At 69.5% G+C, this 17,872-nt stretch carries 12 protein-coding genes and 3 pseudogenes; 6 read left to right on the top strand and 9 right to left on the bottom strand.

Features of this window, described 5'->3' with window-relative positions; translation table 11 throughout:
* Positions 1 to 25: 25 nt before the first annotated feature.
* The gene (locus ACFW01_RS13435; protein ID WP_384503584.1) at positions 26 to 2,212 is read left to right on the top strand and encodes an MMPL family transporter; all 2,187 of its coding nucleotides are present in this window, start codon (positions 26 to 28) and stop codon (positions 2,210 to 2,212) included.
* Positions 2,213 to 2,265: 53 nt separating this feature from the next.
* On the opposite strand, the gene ACFW01_RS13440 is transcribed toward ACFW01_RS13435, so the two are convergent.
* Both ACFW01_RS13440 and ACFW01_RS13445 read right to left on the bottom strand, forming a co-directional pair.
* On the bottom strand, positions 2,266 to 3,873 hold the full coding sequence (locus ACFW01_RS13440) for a transporter (protein ID WP_234959125.1): 1,608 nt from the start codon (positions 3,871 to 3,873) through the stop codon (positions 2,266 to 2,268).
* Positions 3,874 to 4,556: 683 nt separating this feature from the next.
* Positions 4,557 to 4,835: pseudogene (locus tag ACFW01_RS13445) on the bottom strand (ATP-binding protein); the annotation flags it as partial.
* 17 nt (positions 4,836 to 4,852) lie between these two features.
* Between ACFW01_RS13445 and ACFW01_RS13450 the strand changes: the two are divergent.
* A pseudogene (locus ACFW01_RS13450) lies at positions 4,853 to 5,095 on the top strand (helix-turn-helix domain-containing protein); the annotation flags it as partial.
* Between the two features lie 175 nt (positions 5,096 to 5,270).
* Positions 5,271 to 6,031 (top strand): annotated as a pseudogene (locus ACFW01_RS13455) (transposase family protein).
* 302 nt (positions 6,032 to 6,333) lie between these two features.
* On the opposite strand, the gene ACFW01_RS13460 reads toward ACFW01_RS13455, so the two are convergent.
* From ACFW01_RS13460 to ACFW01_RS13485, 6 genes are all read right to left on the bottom strand, one after another.
* Entirely contained in the window at positions 6,334 to 7,629 is a 1,296-nt protein-coding gene (locus tag ACFW01_RS13460; protein ID WP_384503586.1) for a metallophosphoesterase, read from the bottom strand.
* 61 nt (positions 7,630 to 7,690) lie between these two features.
* Complete coding sequence (locus ACFW01_RS13465; RefSeq protein ID WP_234959123.1) at positions 7,691 to 8,392, bottom strand: siderophore-interacting protein; 702 nt, start codon at positions 8,390 to 8,392, stop codon at positions 7,691 to 7,693.
* A gap of 156 nt (positions 8,393 to 8,548) precedes the next feature.
* On the bottom strand, positions 8,549 to 10,723 hold the full coding sequence (locus ACFW01_RS13470; RefSeq protein ID WP_384503588.1) for an MMPL family transporter: 2,175 nt from the start codon (positions 10,721 to 10,723) through the stop codon (positions 8,549 to 8,551).
* A gap of 111 nt (positions 10,724 to 10,834) precedes the next feature.
* A complete protein-coding gene (locus ACFW01_RS13475) occupies positions 10,835 to 11,503 on the bottom strand; it encodes a response regulator transcription factor (RefSeq protein ID WP_234959121.1) in 669 nt (222 codons plus the stop codon).
* On the bottom strand, positions 11,500 to 12,687 hold the full coding sequence (locus tag ACFW01_RS13480; protein WP_384503590.1) for a sensor histidine kinase: 1,188 nt from the start codon (positions 12,685 to 12,687) through the stop codon (positions 11,500 to 11,502). Before ACFW01_RS13480 ends, ACFW01_RS13475 begins: the two co-directional genes overlap by 4 nt.
* 37 nt (positions 12,688 to 12,724) lie before the next feature.
* Positions 12,725 to 13,126: a MarR family winged helix-turn-helix transcriptional regulator gene (locus ACFW01_RS13485; protein ID WP_384503592.1), complete on the bottom strand. Its 402-nt coding sequence runs from the start codon at positions 13,124 to 13,126 to the stop codon at positions 12,725 to 12,727.
* 288 nt (positions 13,127 to 13,414) lie between these two features.
* Between ACFW01_RS13485 and ACFW01_RS13490 the strand changes: the two genes are divergently transcribed.
* The 3 genes from ACFW01_RS13490 to ACFW01_RS13500 all read left to right on the top strand — a co-directional run bounded on the left by ACFW01_RS13490 (position 13,415) and on the right by ACFW01_RS13500 (position 16,651).
* Positions 13,415 to 14,329 carry an SDR family NAD(P)-dependent oxidoreductase gene (locus ACFW01_RS13490; RefSeq protein WP_234959118.1) on the top strand — a complete coding sequence of 305 codons (915 nt, stop codon included), beginning with the start codon at positions 13,415 to 13,417 and terminating at the stop codon, positions 14,327 to 14,329.
* Positions 14,330 to 14,382: 53 nt separating this feature from the next.
* Complete coding sequence (locus ACFW01_RS13495) at positions 14,383 to 15,009, top strand: NAD(P)H-binding protein (protein ID WP_234959117.1); 627 nt, start codon at positions 14,383 to 14,385, stop codon at positions 15,007 to 15,009.
* 79 nt (positions 15,010 to 15,088) lie between these two features.
* A complete protein-coding gene (locus tag ACFW01_RS13500) occupies positions 15,089 to 16,651 on the top strand; it encodes an MDR family MFS transporter (RefSeq protein WP_234959116.1) in 1,563 nt (520 codons plus the stop codon).
* Positions 16,652 to 16,675: 24 nt separating this feature from the next.
* Here ACFW01_RS13500 and ACFW01_RS13505 read toward each other — a convergent pair whose 3' ends face one another.
* Positions 16,676 to 17,584 carry an abortive infection family protein gene (locus ACFW01_RS13505; RefSeq protein ID WP_234959115.1) on the bottom strand — a complete coding sequence of 303 codons (909 nt, stop codon included), beginning with the start codon at positions 17,582 to 17,584 and terminating at the stop codon, positions 16,676 to 16,678.
* Positions 17,585 to 17,872: the final 288 nt, after the last annotated feature.

Consider the following 17,872-nt stretch of genomic DNA (forward strand, 5'->3'; position numbering starts at 1 on the left):
GCATCCCTCACCCCAGGAGTCACCCATGGCTGTCCTGCTCCACCGACTGGGCCGTAGTGCCTATAAGTACCGAAGCCTCGTCCTCAGCCTCTGGCTCGGAGTACTGGCCGCTCTCGTCACCTGCGTCGCCGTGTTCGGCGGCACCACCGACGACCGCTTCTCCGTACCCGGGACGGAGTCGCAGCGCGCTTTGGACGACCTGCGCACGACGCTGCCCGAAGCCGTGGGCGCGAACGCGCAGATCGTGTTCTCCGCGCCCGAGGGCCGCAAGATCACCGCCTCCCGATACGGCGAGGCCATCGCCGAAGCCACCGCTGCCGCGCAGAAGGCGCCGCAGGTGAGCGCGGCGATCGACCCCGTCACCTCAGGCTCGATATCCGCCGACGGGAGCACGGCGGTCGTCCAGGTGCTGTACCCGGTCGAGTACGTCGACGTCGACGCCTCGTCCGTCGACGCGATCGAGGACATCGCCGGGAAGGCCGAGCGCGACGGGCTCCAGACCTCCGTCGGCGGCACCGTGTACGCCAGCTCGGGCATCCACATCGGACCCTCGGAGATCATCGGCGTGGGCGTCGCGGTCATCGTGCTCGTCGTGACCTTCGGGTCCCTGCTCGCTGCCGGCATGTCGCTGGCGTCCGCCCTCGTCGGCGTCGGCGTGGGGCTGACCGGGCTGCTCGCCGTGACACCACTGCTGGGCGTCTCCTCGACCGCCCTCACCCTCGCGCTCATGCTGGGCCTGGCCGTCGGCATCGACTACGTCCTGTTCATCCTGGCGCGGCACCGACAGCAGCTCGCACGGGGCGTCGATCCACAGGAGTCCATCGCCCTGGCCGTGGGAACGGCGGGCAGCGCCGTCGTGTTCGCGGGCGGCACCGTGATCATCGCGCTCGCCGCCCTGAGCGTGATCGGCATTCCGTTCCTGACCACCATGGGCCTGGGCTCCGCCGGTGCCGTCCTGATCGCCGTCCTGGCCGCGATCACCCTGACCCCCGCCCTCGCCGGCTTCGCCGGGGCGCGACTGGCCCCCCGTCCCGGCAGCCGCGCCGCCCGGCGGGCAGCCGACGCCGAGCGGGGCGGCCCCACCATGGGCACCCGCTGGATCCGTACGGTCATCCAGAAGCCCCTGGTCACGATCCTCGTCGTCGCGGGCGTCCTCGCCGCCATGGCGCTGCCGGCCGCCGGTCTGCGCCTGGCCCTGCCCGACAACGGCTCCGCCCCGACCGGATCGACCGAGCGCACCGCTTACGACATCGTCAGTGACAAGTTCGGACCGGGTTTCAACGGTCCCCTTCTCGTACTGGTGGACGCGCAGCGCGGGTCCGGCGTGGAGGCCGGCACCGAGGTGGCTCAGCGACTGCACGGCTTGAAGGGGGTCACGGCGGTACTGCCGCCCGAGCCCACCCGCGACCCCGCACGATCCGTCGTCCAGGTCATCCCGGCGAGCGGCCCCGACAGCGCAGAGACCGACCGGCTCGTACGGGACATCCGGGAGGCGGCATCCGGCATGGAGAAGACCGCCGACGCCTCCGTCACGGGCACGACGGCCGTCGCCAACGACCTGTCCAACCGGCTCAGCGACTCGCTGCTGCCCTTCGTGTCTATCGTCATCGGACTGAGCCTGGTTCTGTTGACAGTCGTCTTCCGCTCACTGCTCATCCCGCTGAAGGCCGCCCTCGGCTTCCTGCTGTCCGTGGGCGCGTCCCTGGGGGCCGTGGTCACCGTCTTCCAGTGGGGCTGGCTCGCCGACCTGATCGGCGTCTCGCACAGTGGGCCGGTCGTCAGCTTCCTGCCGATCATCCTGGTCGGGGTGCTGTTCGGCCTCGCAATGGACTACGAGGTGTTCCTGGTGTCCGGCATACGCGAGGAGTGGGTCCACACCGGCCAGGCTCGCCGGTCCGTGGTCGCCGGAGCACGCCACAGCGTGCGGGTCGTCACGGCGGCCGCGCTGATCATGTTCACTGTCTTCGCTGGGTTCGTCCCTCTGGACGACGCACTGGTCAAGCCCATCGCCTTCGCTCTCGCCATAGGTGTGGCCATCGACGCCTTCGCCGTCCGCATGACGCTCGTGCCCGCCGTTCTCGCGCTCGCCGGCCGGTATGCGTGGTGGCTGCCGAAGGAGCTGGACCGTCTGCTGCCCGACCTCGACGTGGAGGGCACGAGCCTGCGGAAGCCTCCGGCCGGGAAGCACGCGAAGCCGCGGCAGCTCGTCTGAGACGTACGCACGTCAAGGCGCCGCCGCCGGCCCTCCGGCGGCGGCCGCTTTGGTCAGCGGCGCGCGCTCACAAGGTCCTCGGTGGCTTCCCGGCGGCCGGTGCGGCTGCCGAGCCACCCAAGCAGGAACGCGCCGGGCACGGACACCAGACCCGCGGTCTCCAGTGGGAACCAGTCGAAGTCCGCGTCCGGCCACACCGCGTACGGGGTCCCGGAGACGGTGGGCGAGAAAAACGTGAGCGCGACGCAGAGCAGCAGTCCGCCGTAGACGGACCAGAGGAGCCCTCGGCGGTCGAACCGGGGCCAGAAGAGGGAGTACAGGAGCGCGGGGAAGACGCACGTCGCGGCGACGCACGTGGCGAAGGTGAGCAGGAACTCGACCGGGTAGTCGTGGGTGGCGGCGGCGAGCGACAGGCCGATCAGACAGAGCACCGCGACGCCCAGACGCAGGGTCCGAATCTCTCCGGCGCTCGTGTCCGCCCGGTCGGCCCGCATGGCTCGCGGCCGGAACACGTCACGCGCGAGGGAGACGGCGGCGGCGAAGGCCACGCTGGTCACGGTCGTGAGCACGGCGAGGAACGCGACGCAGGCCATGACGGTGATGAGCGCGGTGCGTGCGGTCGAGTGGTCGGGAAGCACTCCGGAGGCCAGCAGGATGGGAGACGCCTGGCCGATGGCGTCCACGGCCCGGATTCCGCCGCTGCCCACCACGGCCGCCGCGGCGAAGCCGGTCGTCATGAGCAGCAGGACGAAGGCGCCGACGAGCCCTGTGGCGACACTTGTGGACCGTCGCGCCGAGCGCCCCGTGCGAGACGCGCCGACACGCAGGATCAGGTGGGGCGTCACGGCGGTACCAAGGATCACCACCAGATGCCCGCCGAGGGCGTTGAGTGGCTCCACGTCCGCCGCGTACGTCCAGAGTCTGGGGCTCAGGTAGTCGTCCGGAGCCGCACTGTTCGTCACGGCCGCGGAGAGCAGGGCTCCGGGGTCCCAGTCAGACTTGGCGAGGGCCAGCAGGGTCACCACCGTCAGCGTCAGCAGAGTGAGGGGCACCTTGACGACCTGCATGAAGCTCGTGCCCCGGAGATCGCTCACCGCGGCGAAGCATGCGACGAGGCACCCCATCAACACCGTGCAGATCACTTGGACATGACTGTCCGACATGCCGATCAGGAACGCGGCACTGATACCGGCCGCGCGTAGCTGGATCATGATGAGGGGGACGGCGATGACCAGGGTCACGACGGTTGCAGCGATCCGCGGGGCCGTGCCTGTCGCACGCAGGCCGAACAGGTCACCGAGGGTGTATCGGCCGCTTTCGCGGATCTTCTGGGCGAGCAGCAGCAGGACGCCCAACGTGATGAGGACGTCGATGGCCGCGATGTATCCGTCGTACCCGTAAAGGGCGATGGCCCCGGGGACGGCCAGCAGGGTGACCACGGATATCTGTTCGCCGGCCATGGCAACGCCGTTGAAACGAGGGGAGAGAGAGCGGCCGGCGAGGTAGAGCTTCTCCGGATGATCCTCCTGGGTGGTGAGGATGATCATCCACAGGAGAGAAAGCCCGATGAAGAGCAGGAAGGCGATGATCACGGGAGCACGGGCCTCAGAGCCGATCGCGGCGGCCGTCACCGTTCCCGGGCCCGGAAGGTAGGCGGTCATCGACGCGCCCCTCGCGGATCGCGGACGCTCCATGCCGTAGAAGCCGTTGAAGCGGCTTGGGAAGGGCCGGATGCCGTGAGGGACCCCTCGAGAGGATCGCACTCGCGCGTGGCTCGACTCTCGTACTGCCAGGCAGTGGCGACGAGGAGGGCGCACTGCACGGCTCCCCATGCCAGACCGAGAGTGAACCGCCCGTACAGCGGTATTGCAGGGATGTCCGTGAAGGCCGCCGCCGACATTCCGACGGCGAGGGGAGCGGCGTTGACAACCAGGAACCTGCGCTGGAGGCGGCCCAGATGCTCGCCGAGATGTGAGTCGCTCCCCGACGGCCGGGGGTCGAGCGACGGCTCCTGCGAGGGCGGAGATTGCTTGGGGAACACGAAGCCTCCGGGACTGTGAAGGGGGGTGCGGGAGGGGCTCAGGTGCGGCGACCAGGGAACGACCGACGCCGTCAGCGGCGGGCGCGGCGCTCGGTCGGCGCTCATCGCCACTCGCATACGGAAGGGAGAGGTGCTGCTCGTGGGCACACCTCACGCTTCGTTCAGCATGAATATCACATGCAATGAGTATGTGAGATTCTCTCGGCATGACTGTGATCGAAGCGAGACGGCGCACCAAGGAGAGGCCGTCAGCAGGCCACTGCGGGGCGACAGGACGTACCGCTCAACACCCCTGGGAAGCCGTCACCTTCGGAGACCGGCGCTCCCCTCGGGCAGGGCCTGCTCGGCCCAGATGACTTTGCCTTCCCTGCTGTGCCGCGTGCCCCAGCGCTCCGCGAGCTGGGCGACCAGAAGCAGTCCGCGACCGCCCTCGTCGAAGGACCGGGCACGTCGCATATGCGGCGCGGTGCTGCTGGCGTCGAAGACCTCGCACGTCAGCGTGGACTGGCGGATCAGCCGCAGCCGGACGGGACTCCTGCCGTAGCGGATCGCGTTCGTCACCAGCTCGCTGACCATCAGCTCCCACCGAGTTGACCAGGGCCAGCCTCTCCAGCCGAACCCTCGCCCGACGCTTCGCCGAACAACTCGGTACAAGCCCCGGACAGTGGCTGCTCAGCCAGCGCCTCAACGCGGCACGGATACTGCTCGAGCAGACCGACCTTCCGGTGGAAGCCGTCGCCACCCGAGTCGGACTCGCCTCGGCGGTCAACCTGCGCCGCCGCTTCCGGACACATTTCGGCACCACACCCGGCGCCTTTCGGCGGACATTCAGCGAAACCTGACGGCACAGATGGGCGTTCACACAGGCGCGGGCAAACGGTCTGAGCGCGGGCGCAACAAGAGCAGCCACGTCCAACCTGACGGCGCTGGCCGCGTGTTGGACGGATCCGCACAACGACGAAGCTCCTGGTAAACGGGTTCTCGGCCAAGATCGCCCGTAGCCACCAGGAGCCTCGTGTGCTTGTCTACCCGTCGTCGATCAACCTTTCCAGTCGCACCCTGCGGTACCTGACCGGACGCCTCGCTGCCCGGAGAGGTGAGATCGGAACCCGGTGGTGGCGTCTGACCGCAGGCCGCCAGGCTCTCCTTTCCCTGGCCCATCTGCGGTGCGGTGACACCTATGCCCAGCTCGCAACCCGTTCGGTATCGGCATCGCGACCACATACCGCTACATACACGAGGCCATCGACGCGCTGGCCGCCCTCGCCCTCGCTCCCACCCTGAACGAAGCGATGCGCGTCGCGCGGACCAAGGCGTTCGTGATCCTGGACGGCACCCTGCTGCCGATCGACAGGATCGCCGCCGACACCCCGTACTACTCGGGCAAACACAAGCGCCACGGCATGAACGTACAAGTCCTCACCGACCCGTTCGGCCGCCTGCTCCGGGCCTCGCCTGCGCTGCCCGGCTCCACCCACGACCTGACTGCGGCCCGCGCCCACGGGATCGTCGAAGCACTTACCGACACAGGCCTCAAGTGCTGGGCCGGCAAGGCATACCAGGGCGCCGGCGGCTCCATCCGGCTGCCCATCCGCGGCCGCCGCCTCAAGCGTTGGCAGCGCCGCCACAACAGCACACACGCCAAGATCCGCTGCCGCGGCGAGCAGGCCATGGCCACCCTGAAGGGCTGGTGTCCCCTCCGGAAGCTCCGCTGCAGCACCAACCGCATCACGGCGATCGTCCAGGCCGTCCTCGTCCTTCACCACGCGTCAGCGTGAAGTTGGAAAAGGCTCACTGCAAGAACAGCTGAAGCGACAGGGTCCGTTGTCAAACACCCCGATTGAATGTCAAAGGGACCAATTTACCCTTTGACATATAATCGGGGCGTTTGACGGTGAACCTAGTCGTTTCGGACTTTCGACAGTGAATTTGGTCGGAGGGGGTCATCACGCTGGGGGTGTCGAATGGTGCTGTTGGACTGCAACGGAGGGTTGGAGCGCGCAGTTCCGCTACTGGCTGGTTCCACCCTCACTGGGGCCACCGGAACGAGAATGACCTGACCCCATCCAGCGGGTTCACGTCAGGCTTGCCGTGAGGCCAGTTCGATGACGGTGATGTCGGAGGGTGCGCCGACGCGGGTGGGCGGGCCCCAGGCGCCGGCGCCGCGGGAGACGTACAGCTGGGTGTCTTCGTAGCGTTCGAGTCCGGCGACAGTGGGGTTGGCGAGTTCGGCGATGTAGTTCATGGGCCAGAGCTGGCCGCCGTGGGTGTGGCCTGAGAGCTGGAGGTCGACGCCGTGCTTGACGGCTTCGTCGATGAAGACGGGCTGGTGGGCCAGGAGGACGGAGGTGCGCTGGGGGTCGCGGTCTGCCAGTGCCTTGGCGAGGTCGGGGCCGTCGTCGTGGCTTTCGCCGGTGACGTCGTTGACTCCGGCCAGGTCGAACGCCGGGAGTTCGACCCGCTGGTTTGCAAGGAGTTTCATGCCGAGTTCCTGTACGTGCTCGGTCCACTGTTCGGCGCCGGAGATGTACTCGTGGTTGCCGGTGACGAAGAACGCGCCGTGGCGGGCGGTCAGGTTGCTGAGGGGCTGGACGGCGGATCGGAGTTCGCCGACCGATCCGTCGACCAGGTCGCCGACGACGGCGATGAGGTCGGGCTGGGTGGCGTTGACGGTGGCGACGACGCGTTCGGAGAAGCTGCGGCCCAGGATGGGGCCGAGGTGGACGTCGCTGACGACCGCGATGCGGAAGCCGTGTGCGGATCGGGGCAGTTTGGCCAGCGGTACGGTCACCCGCTTGACTTTCGGGCCGCGCAGGACGCCGTAGGTGCCGTAGCCGACGGTGCCGGCCGCGACCACTGCGGTCGCCGTGCCGATCAGCTGGGCGGTGAACCGCCTGCGGGACAGCTCCGCCGGGGCTGCGTCGGGGGCGCGGCTGCCGGGGGTGGGGGTCTCGCCGACGCCGGCGGACGAGGCTGCGGGCGGTGCCAGATCCGTCGCCTGGCCGGGTGCGGGGACGGGTTCGGCTGCCGGGCGTTGCGTGGCCGTGCGGGTGGCGCGGCGGCGCAACCACCGGTTCACTACGGGCCGGATCGCTTCGCCGACGAGGAGGCCGATCAGGAGGTAGAGGGCGAGGGCGACCCAGAGGTAGGCGGGCCAGGACAGGACCTGGACCGCCCCGAAGGGCAGTCCGGCGAAGGAGCCGGCGAAGGCCGTCACCATGAAGGCCGGTCCGGTAAGGAAGGCCGCGGTGCCCCATCGGCGCCCCCGGCTGTGGGGGGTGGTGGTGTCGCGGACGAGGCGGCGCCACACGTACCAGTGCAGTCCGGCCATGACAGCCAGCAGTACGGGTACGGCCAGGATGAGGGCGAGGGTCACGGCGTGGAGGCTCTTTCGTGCGTGGCGTTCAGGCGGGCGGCGGGCGTGGGGGGGCGGAGTGTCAGTCCATGCCGCGTCTGCCGGGGGTCCAGAAGGGTTTGATCACGATGTCGCGGCGCGGCCAGTCGCGTTCGTGCAGCAGATGGCGTTTGACGGCTTGGCAGGTCTGGGCCTCGCCGGCAATGTAGGCGACTGTTCCAGGCTGGACGTCCGGCAGTGAGGCGACGGCTTGCACCAGTGTCCTGGGGTCGGGGGCGAGGGTGGTGCCGTTCTGGATCCACTGCACGTCGCCCTCGATGGGGAGCTGGTCGGCCACGTCGTTAACGGCGATGAGGGCCCGGCACCGGCCGTGGAGGGAGCGTGCCATCGCGCCGATGGCCACCGACGCGGTTTCCTCCCCGATGAACAGGTGGTCCGGCGCGTCGGGGCGGACGGTGAAGCGGCCTTCGGGAGCTTTGAACATGACCTCGCTGCCGGGGGCCAGGTCGCGGGCCCAGCGGGCGCCGGGTCCTTCACCGTGTTCGAACACCCGCAGTTCCAGGGCGCCTTCGGTGTAGTCCCACACGGTGTAGGTGCGCAGCAGGTCGCGTGGGGAGCGCAGGGACAGCGGGGCGACCTGGACGCGGATGTGGTGTCCCGGCTTCCAGTCGAGGTGGCCGGCCGTTTGGAGGCGGATGCGTCGCCATCGGTCTCCGGCCGGTTCGGCCACGGTGGCGGTGGCCCGTTGCAGGAGCCGTTCCAGCACCCAAGCGCCCTGTGGCATGGCACCTCTCCTTCGACTGTTCGGTACGTCGGTTGTCGTGTCGGTCAACGGGTGACGGCGCCTACCGGCCCCGGGGGAAGGCCGGTCAGGCGCCGCTGTCGGGGCCAGGCTCAGAGCCCGGCCCCGGCCCCGGCAGAGGGAAGGGGTCTGCCGGGTTCAGCGGGTGGCCGGTTCGGGCTGGCGTTCCTCCTCGGCCTGTTCGGTGGGGCCTTCGACGGACAGGTGGGGCAGGCGCTTGTCGAGCCAGGCGGGCAGCCACCAGTTGGCCTTGCCGAAGAGATACATCACGGAGGGGACGAGGACGGTGCGCAGGATGAAGGCGTCGATGGCGACGGCAGCGGCCAGTCCGATGCCGAATTCGGCGACGATGCGTTCGCCTCCGAGGGAGAAGGCGATGAACACGACGAACATGATGGTCGCGGCGGCGGTGATGACCCGACCGGTTTCGGCGATGCCGACGGAGACGGCCCGCTTGTTGTCGCCGGTGTGGACCCATTCCTCGTGCATGCGGCTGACGAGGAAGACCTGGTAGTCCATCGAGAGGCCGAACAGCACGGAGAGCATGATCACCGGCAGGAACGCCTCGACGGGTCCGGCGGCACCGAGGCCGAAGGGTTCCGAGCCCCAGCCGTACTGGAAGAACGCGACGATCACACCGAAGGAGGCGGCGGTGGCGAGGATGTTCATCACCGCGGCGGTGAGCGGCACGAGCAGGCTGCGGAAGGCGATGAGGAGCAGGACGCAGCCGAGCGCGACGATGACGGTAAGGAACAGGGGGAGTTTCCCGGTGAGGACGTCGGCGAAGTCGTCGAAGATCGCGGTCTGGCCGCCGACGTAGACCTTGAGGCTGGTGCCGTCCTCGGCGGGCGGGATTACGTCGTCTCGCAGATGTGTGATCAGGTCGGCGGTCTCTTCGGACTGCGGGGAGGTGCCGGGGACGACCTGGACGATGCCGACCTTCGCGCCGGGCTCGGCGGGCAGTGCGGTGACGGCGGCGACCCCGTCGGTGGTGGCAATCTGGTCGGCCAGGTCGGCTAGGGCCTGCTGGTCGGCGGCGGTGGGGGTTTCGGCGACGAGCTGGAGGGGGCCGTTGAAGCCGGGGCCGAAGCCGTCGGCCAGCAGGTCGTACGCCTGGCGGGTGGTGGTCGAGGTGGGGTGGTTGCCCGCGTCGGAGGAGCCCAGGCGCAGGGAGAGCACGGGCAGGGACAGTACGGCGATCACGGCGAGGGAGAGCACGGACAGGATGACGCGGCGGCGTTCGACGATGCCTGCCCAGCGGGCCCAGAAGCCCGGACCGTTCCCGGTCCCCGCGCTGTGGTGGCGCCGTTCGCGGCGGCTGAGAGCGCGCATGCCGATGAAGCCGAGGAGGGCGGGCAGCAGGGTGACGGCGGCGATGACGGTGAACAGGACGGTGACCGCGGAGGCGATGGCCATGCCGTTGAGGAAGCCGACGCCGAGGACGAACAGGCCGCACAGGGCAACGATGACGGTGCCGCCCGCGAAGATCACCGCACGGCCGGAGGTGTCGATCGCCTTGACGACCGATGCCTCGATGTCGGTGCCGTTCTTCAGGTTGGAGCGGTGGCGGGTGACGATGAACAGGGCGTAGTCGATGCCGACGCCGAGACCGACGAGCGCACCCAGGATGGGCCCCAGATCGCCGACCTCGGTCACATGGGTCAGCAGCGTGACGGTCATCAGGCCGGTGCCGACCCCGGCGATGGCGGTGGCGATGGGCAGCAGCATCGCGAACAGCGACCCGAACGCCACGAACAGCACGATCGCGGCGGCCAGGATCGCGACCAGTTCGCTGGTCGGCGCCTCCGACTCGGCGGCCTGGGTGATCGGGTCGCCGCCGAGTTCCACCTTCAGCCCGTCGGTGCGGGCCTTCTCGGCGGTGGCGACGAACTTCTCCAGGTCGGCCTTGTCCAGGTCCATGGCCTGCTCGGTGAAGTTCACCGACGCATACGCGATGTGCCCGTCCTTGCTGATCTGCCGTGCGCCCTGCTCGCTGTAGGGGCTGGTGATGCCGCTCACGCCCGGTAGGCCGGACAGGTCTTCGAGAGTGGCGGCCATGCGGTCGCGGACCGCCGCGTCGCGGACGTCGCCGTCGGACTGCCACACCACGGTGGCATTCGCGCCGGACTGGGCGGGCATCGTCTCCTGCAGCAGTTCGAGTGCCTGGGAGGACTCGGTGCCGGGCAGGGAGAAACTGTCACTGGCTTTGGTACCGGCGGCGGTCGAGGCAAGGCCCAGGCCGGCCAGAACGGCGACCCAGAGCACGACGACGACAAGCCGGTGGCGGTAGCACCAGCGGGCGAGGGCGGACACGGTGACTCCTCGGACAAGGACCGGATGTGATGCCTACCAATCTGGTCCGCCCATGGCCTTGAATCGTGCGCCCGGGGTACGGTTTGCGGCCTACCGCGATCGCAGTACCGCCTACAGCGGCGGGCGTGCGCCAGCGGTGACCAGGCCGGTTTCGTAGGCGAGCATGACAAGCTGGGCCCGGTCGTGGGCTCCGAGTTTGGTCTGGGTGCGGTTGACGTGGGTCTTGGCAGTCAGTGGGCTGATACCGAGGCGGGCGGCGATCTGGTCGTTGCTGAGCCCGGCCGCGACCAGGACGAGGATCTCGCGTTCCCGGCCGGTCAGCGCGGCGAGCCGGTCGGCAGCCGCGTCGGTGTCCTGGGCGGGGCCGCGCAAAAACCGGCCGATCAGTGCACGCGTGGCACCGGGTGACAGCAGCTGCTCGCCCCGGGCGATCAGGCGGATTGCTTCCTGCAGCTCGCCGGGGTGGACGCCCTTGCCGAGGAAGCCGCTGGCGCCGTTGCGTAGCGCGCTGAACACGTACTCGTCGACCTCGAACGTGGTCAGCACCAGCACCCGCACATCCGGAAGGGCGGAGGTGATCTGCTGGGTGGCGGTCAGGCCGTCGAAGCCTGGCATGCGGATGTCCATGAGGACGACGTCGGCTGCCGGGGCGAGACGGACCGCCTCGCGACCGTCGGATGCTTCGGCGACCACTTCCATGTCGGGGGTGGAGTTCACCAGGATCTTGAAGCCGGTGCGGACCAGTTCCTGATCGTCGGCGAGGAGGATCTTGATCGTCATGCGGGTGCCCCTTCGTGCGGCAGGAGGGCGCGGACCTCGAACCGGCCGTCGCGGTGGTGTGCGGTGAAGGACCCGCCGAGGGCGAGGGCGCGCTCGCGCATGCCGAGCAGCCCATGCCCGCCCGACCCGAGCCCCAGCGGATCGAATGCCGCGGCACCGCCCGGCGGGCACGTGGAACGGGCGGGGTTGCGGACGTGGATGCGCAGCGCGGAGGGCAGGTAGTCCAGGGCCAGCTCGGCCCGCGGGTGAGAGGCGTGCCGGCTGGCGTTGGTCAGCGCCTCCTGGACGAGCCGGTACGCGGTCAGCCCGACGGCGGCGGGCAGGTCGACGGGAGTGCCGAAGGTGTCCTGGTCGACGATGAGCCCGGCGGCGGTGAACCCGGCGATCAGGTCGGGCAGGGCGTCCAGGCCGGGGGCCGGTTCGACAGCGGCTTCGTCGGGGGCGTCGGGCTGGCGCAGTAGCCCGAGGGTGGCGCGGACCTCTTCCAGCGAGGACTGGGCGGCCCGCCGGATGTGGCCGAGGGATTCCCGGGCCTGCCGGGGTTCTGCTTCCATCACCTCGTCCACGACTGCGGCCTGCACAGCGATCAGGGCGATGTGGTGCGCCAGTACGTCGTGCAGTTCCCGGGCGATGCGCAGCCGCTCGTCGATCACCCGGCGCCGGGTCTCCTCCTCCCGGCTCTGCTCGGCCCGCCGGGCGCGTTCCTCGACCTCAGCGACGTACGCCTGCCGGTTGCGGACCGCAAACCCCGCCGCGGCAGCCGTCGCGCTCAGCGCCAGCAGCGCGACGCTCTCCGGGCCCATCCATCCGCGGTGGCCGAAGACCACGCTCGTCCCCGCCAGCGCGAGGGCGACCACGGTGATCGCGATGGCGGCCTCCCGGCGCGGGCGGCGCAGCGCGCAGGTGAACATCGCGACCATCGTCGCCAGCATCAGCGGGCTCTTGTGCCCGCTGGCCACCAGGGACGTCAGGGTTCCCGCCGCCGTCACGGCCAGCACCAGCAGCGGCCGGCGCCACCGCAGCAGCAGGCAGGCGCACAGCACCGCGCCCAGGGCCGCGCCGGAGACGGTTGGCGCACTGGTGCCAGGATTGCCGTCGAAGAACGGGCCCAGCAGCGACACCCCGTACACCACCGCCGCGAGCAGCACGTCGTGGCGCGTGGTCCATGCAGTAGCCGGTCTCATCGCATTCCTCACAAAAGGCCGTCCATAGCCGTGCCGGTCAGCTCGGGCCGGGCGGCGGGGGCATGTCGATCCCGCGGGCGTGCAGCGCATCGGCCGTCTTCAGCAGCAGCCGCAGCAGCTCGCCGCGCTCCTCGGCGGTGAAGTCGTCAAACAGCGAAGCCGTCGCAGCGTAGGACGGCCCGAGATGCACTTCGACGAACTGCCTGCCAACCGGGGTGAGTTCGACCAGCTTGACCCGGCGGTCGCTGGGATGGACGACCCTGCGGACGAGCCCCTCCTTCTCCAGGCCGTCCACCAGGACCGTCATGTTCCGCGGCGACATACCCAAAGGCTCGCCCAGCTCGCCCATGCCGGCGGGCTCGGTCTTGAGCATCAGGCCCATCAGCAGCGTGGCGCGCGGCACGGTCATCCCCGCGTCCGTGGGGATGTTCGCCTGCATCCACTGCCGCAGCCCCTTGCGCAGTCCCGCGAAGCCCGCGAGCAGCTGGTGACTGCTCGCAGACGTACCGCCCGCAGCGCCGGACGTACTGCCCGCAGCTCCCGGGCCGGCTGGTGATCTCGACAACGCAGTTCCTATCAGTTGTTAATTTCCTTGCGGTTACTGTAACAATGGTCTCAGGGATGGTGGCCCGTCGGCAACCGACGGCAGAACCCCACCCCGGCCGGAGCCGCTGCGGAAGGCGGCCGGCACTGACCCGACCGATCCGACAGGGACGGACCACACGCCATGAACCACCCCACACCCCAGCGGGTCATCGTCATGACCGGCGCCACCGCCGGTCTCGGCGCCCACGCACTGCGCACCCTCGCCGCCCAGCCCGGCGCCCGCGTCATCGTCGGAGCCCGCGGAAGCGGACGGACCGTACCCGAGGGCGTCGAGGTCGTCCCCCTCGACCTCGCCTCCCTCGCGGACGTCCGCCGGTTCGCCGACACCGTGACGGCGCGCCTGGACGGTGCCCACATCGACATCCTGGTGCTGAACGCCGGCATGCAGAGCGCGGCCACCGGGGCGCGCAGCGCGGACGGCTATGAGCTGACCTTCGCCGTCAACCACCTCGCCCACTATCTGCTGGCCCGCCTGCTGATGCCGCACGTGGCCGACTACGGGCGCCTGGTGATCACCACCAGCGACACCCACGACCCCGCGATCACCCCGATCGCGCCGAAGACCCTCGACCCCAAGGCCCTGGCCCACCCCGACAAGGGCGGCTTCGGCACGGGGATCCGCGCCTACTCCTCCTCCAAGCTGTGCAATCTGCTCACTGCGCAGTCCTTCGCCGCGTCGCAGGAGGTCAGGAACCGCAAGATCGACGTGGTCGCCTTCAACCCGGGCCTGACCGGCGGCACCTCGCTGGGACGTGAAGCCTCCCGGGCCCGCAAGGCGCTCATGACCGTGCTGATGGGCACCGTCTTCAAGATCGCGGGCCGCTTCAAGCCCGAGTACGTCATGGGCACCCCCGAACGCGCCGGGGAGCAGCTCGCCGCCGTCGCCGCCGGAGACCTCGCCCCGCCGCCCGGCCGCCTCTACGTCTCCCTGGTCAAGGGCAAGGCCACCTTCCCCGACCCCTCCGAACTGGCCCGCAGCCGCACCGCCCGCGACCAGCTGTGGAACGAGAGCGCGGCCATGACCGGCCTCACCTGACTCGCCCCGACTCATGCCCTGCCCAGGGCAGACACCGAAGGGAAGCCACCCTCATGAAGCTGCTCATCCTCGGCGCGACCGGCCCCACCGGCCGCCACCTCCTCGGCCTCGCCCTGAAGGCCGGTGACACGGTCACCGCCCTGGCCCGCACCCCCGGCGCCCTCGACGACGTCGCAGACCAGGTCACCGTCGTCGCCGGCGACGCCACCGCACAGCGCGACGTCGCCACGGCCGCCCTCGGACAGGACGCCATCATCTCCGCCCTCGGCCAGGGCAAGTCCCTCAACCACCGCGGCCTCTTCGACCACGCCTCGGCCGCCGTCATCGGCGCCGCCCAGCAGCAGGGCGTCTCCCGGCTGGTGTGGATGTCGTCCTTCGGCGTCGGCGACACCTTCGACACCGCGAACATCACCCAGAAGGCCATGTACCGCACGATGCTCAAGGGCGTCTACGCCAACAAGAAGATCGCCGACGACCGCATCCGCGCCAGCGGCCTCGACTGGACCCTGGTCTACCCCTCCGCGTTGACCAACGGCCCGGCCAAGGGCACCTACCGCGTCGCCGAGCGGGTGCCCATGAAGGGCGCCGCCAGGATCAGCCGCGCCGACGTCGCCGCCTTCATGCTCCAGGCCGCACACAGCAACGAGTGGAGCCGCCGCGAAGCGGTGATCACCGACTGACCCCACCCCCGAAACCCGGCACACCGGGCCGCGCGCAGAACTCCCGACCCCACGCCCCTCACCCCTGGCTGGAGCCATCATGGCAACCCCGCAGCAGACATCCGTAAAGCCCGAGCAGCCGGACAAACTCGACCGCAGCGTCATCCTCACTGGCCTCGTCGTCGTCGCCGGAATGATCATGGTGGTCCTCGACACCACCATCGTGAACGTCGCCCTGGACACCCTCAGCTCGGACCTCGACGCCCCCCTGTCCACCACCCAGTGGGTCGTCACCGGCTACATGCTCGCCGTCGCCCTGGTCATCCCGCTCACCGGATGGGCCATGGACCGCTTCGGCGCGAAAGCCACCTGGATCACCTCACTGACCCTGTTCGTCGCCGGGTCGGCGCTGTGCGCACTGGCCTGGAACATGGAAAGCCTCATCGCCTTCCGCATGCTGCAAGGACTCGGCGGCGGCATGCTGCTGCCCGCCGGACAGGCGATCATCACCCGCGCCGCCGGACCACAGCGCCTCGGACGCGCCATGAGCATCCTCGGCGTCCCCATGCTCCTCGGCCCGGTCTTCGGCCCCGTCCTCGGCGGTCTCCTCGTCGACTACACCACCTGGCACTGGATCTTCATCGTCAACGTCCCCGTCGGCATCCTCGCCATCGCCCTGGCCGTGTGGAAGCTCCCCTCCGGCGGCGCCCTGCCCGACGCCGGACGCCTGGACACCCGCGGCCTCATCCTGCTCTCCGGCAGCCTCGCCGCCCTCCTCTACGGCCTCTCCCAGGCCAGCTCCGAAGGCGGCTTCGGCAACTGGGCCGTCCTCGGCTGGCTCATCGCCGGCGCCATCGGCCTGGCCCTCTACACCTGGCACAGCCTCCACCGCGGCAGCGCGTCGATCATCGACGTACGCCTGTTCAAGAACTTCCGCTTCGCCAGCGGCACCGTCTCCGTCTTCCTCGTCGCCATCGGCATGTTCGGCGGCATGCTGCTCCTCCCGCTCTACTACCAGACCGTGCGCGGCGAAGACGCCCTGAGCGCCGGATGGCTCCTCGCCCCCCAGGGCCTCGGCGCGATCGTCGCCATGGTGATCGGCGGACGCCTCAGCGACCGGATCGGCGCCGGCTACGTCGTCCCCGTCGGCATCGTCCTCGCCCTGGCCGGCACCCTGCCGTTCACCCAGGTCGGCACCGACACCTCCTACCTCTGGCTCAGCGCCGCCCTCTTCGTACGCGGCATGGGCCTCGGATCGGTCATGATGCCGACCATCGCCGCTTCCTACACCCAGCTCAGTAAAGACGTGGTCTCCCGCGCGGCACCCACCCTCTCCGCCATGCAGCAGGTCGGCGGATCACTCGGCAGCGCCCTGCTCGTGACCGCACTCACCCAGCGGTTCACCACCCAGCTCACCGACGCCGGCGTGCAGAGCGGCGCCGCCAGCGGCACCGACCAGCTCGGCTCCATCCCGCCCGAGGCCATGCCCACCGTCGCGCCCCTCCTGGCCAACTCCTTCGGCTACGCCTTCTGGATCACCTTCGCCCTCACCGCCCTCATCGCCGTCCCCGCCCTCTTCCTGCCCCGCCACCGGCACGGCAAGGACAGCACCGAGAGCAACACCCGCGACACTGAACAGGCACCGGCCGTACCGGGCTTGTGACCCGCACCAGCCCAGCCCTCCCATTCACTCCAGCGGCGCGCCCGCCGCCGTGTCGTGGCGGTTCAGGACGGGTTGGACCGTGACCTTGCGCCACGGGGCAGCAGGGTCCAAGAGCGTGTCCAGGATCAACTCGCACCAGGTCACCGCAGCATTGACCGTCAGGCGAGCATGACGCACGCCGAGCCCGGACGGCGCGCTCGCCTGACCGTGACCGCTACCGAAACCCTGATTACGCAGTTCGGCCACACCGACTGCGATGTTCACCGAGCCCGAAAGGATCTTCTTCACAGCCTTACTGCCGTCGGGCCCATCAGGAGCCGAGCCAGCATCAAGCCTCAACGCCTTCTGGACCGTGCCGATCAGTGCCGGGAGAGCAGCATGCCGATCAACCTCGATCTGCAGCTCTCCGAGAGCGGCCTTCGCCGTCGCCTCGATGAGCTGCTTCGCCGCACCGATGGCGCCATGGGGGTCACTGGTCAGGTCCCGCCGGATGCGTTCCAACTCCATCGTGATGCCGGAAGCATCGCTCAGCCCGCTGAGATCACGTGCCAGCACAGGAGGCTTCGACCAGGAGATCTTCCCCTCCGTGTCCAGAGCGAAGCCGTCACGCTCCAACCGGACCCTGATGTCGGCAAGCCACTTCGGAGTGCCCCGATCATCCGGATTCCGGTACGCGCGGATGAAGTCCTCGAAGACCAGGAGCACACGCCGAATCTGGTCCGGATCCGACCACTCCACACCCTCCGCGTAGAGCATGAATTCAGTACGCCGCTGACCGGAGTCCTGGTACTTCAGCTCATCCGGCGGGATGGGGGCGAACCCGTGATCCTCCCACAGCTCGGCCACGATCCGAACGGTCAAGTCCGTGGCCAGCGAGCGGAAAGCGTTGCGGGTTGCTGGGCTCACCAGCTCCCGCCGTGCGGTTACGGTCATGGTCTGAAGATAAGAGCAGGCCCGTACACCGTCACTGTCTTTTCGCAAGCCGGCTCCTGAAACGCGCCGCGCCCGTCGCACGAGCCTGACCGAGGTCACTGTCTCGGGAGCCGAAGACGGCTGAGTTGCCTGTCAAGCGCCTCGAATCCCCTCGGCCTGGGCCTGTGCCGTGAAGCGTCGGCCCTCCAGCATGGGGTCTGTCAAACGAGCGGTGTAACCAGGGTGGTTGGGGTTACTGGCGGGCCGCCGTCAGGCGGCCGTCGAAGGTGATGTCGAAGGCGTTCAGTG

The sequence above is a fragment of the Streptomyces sp. NPDC058985 genome (assembly GCF_042740985.1).
GTDB lineage: Bacteria > Actinomycetota > Actinomycetes > Streptomycetales > Streptomycetaceae > Streptomyces.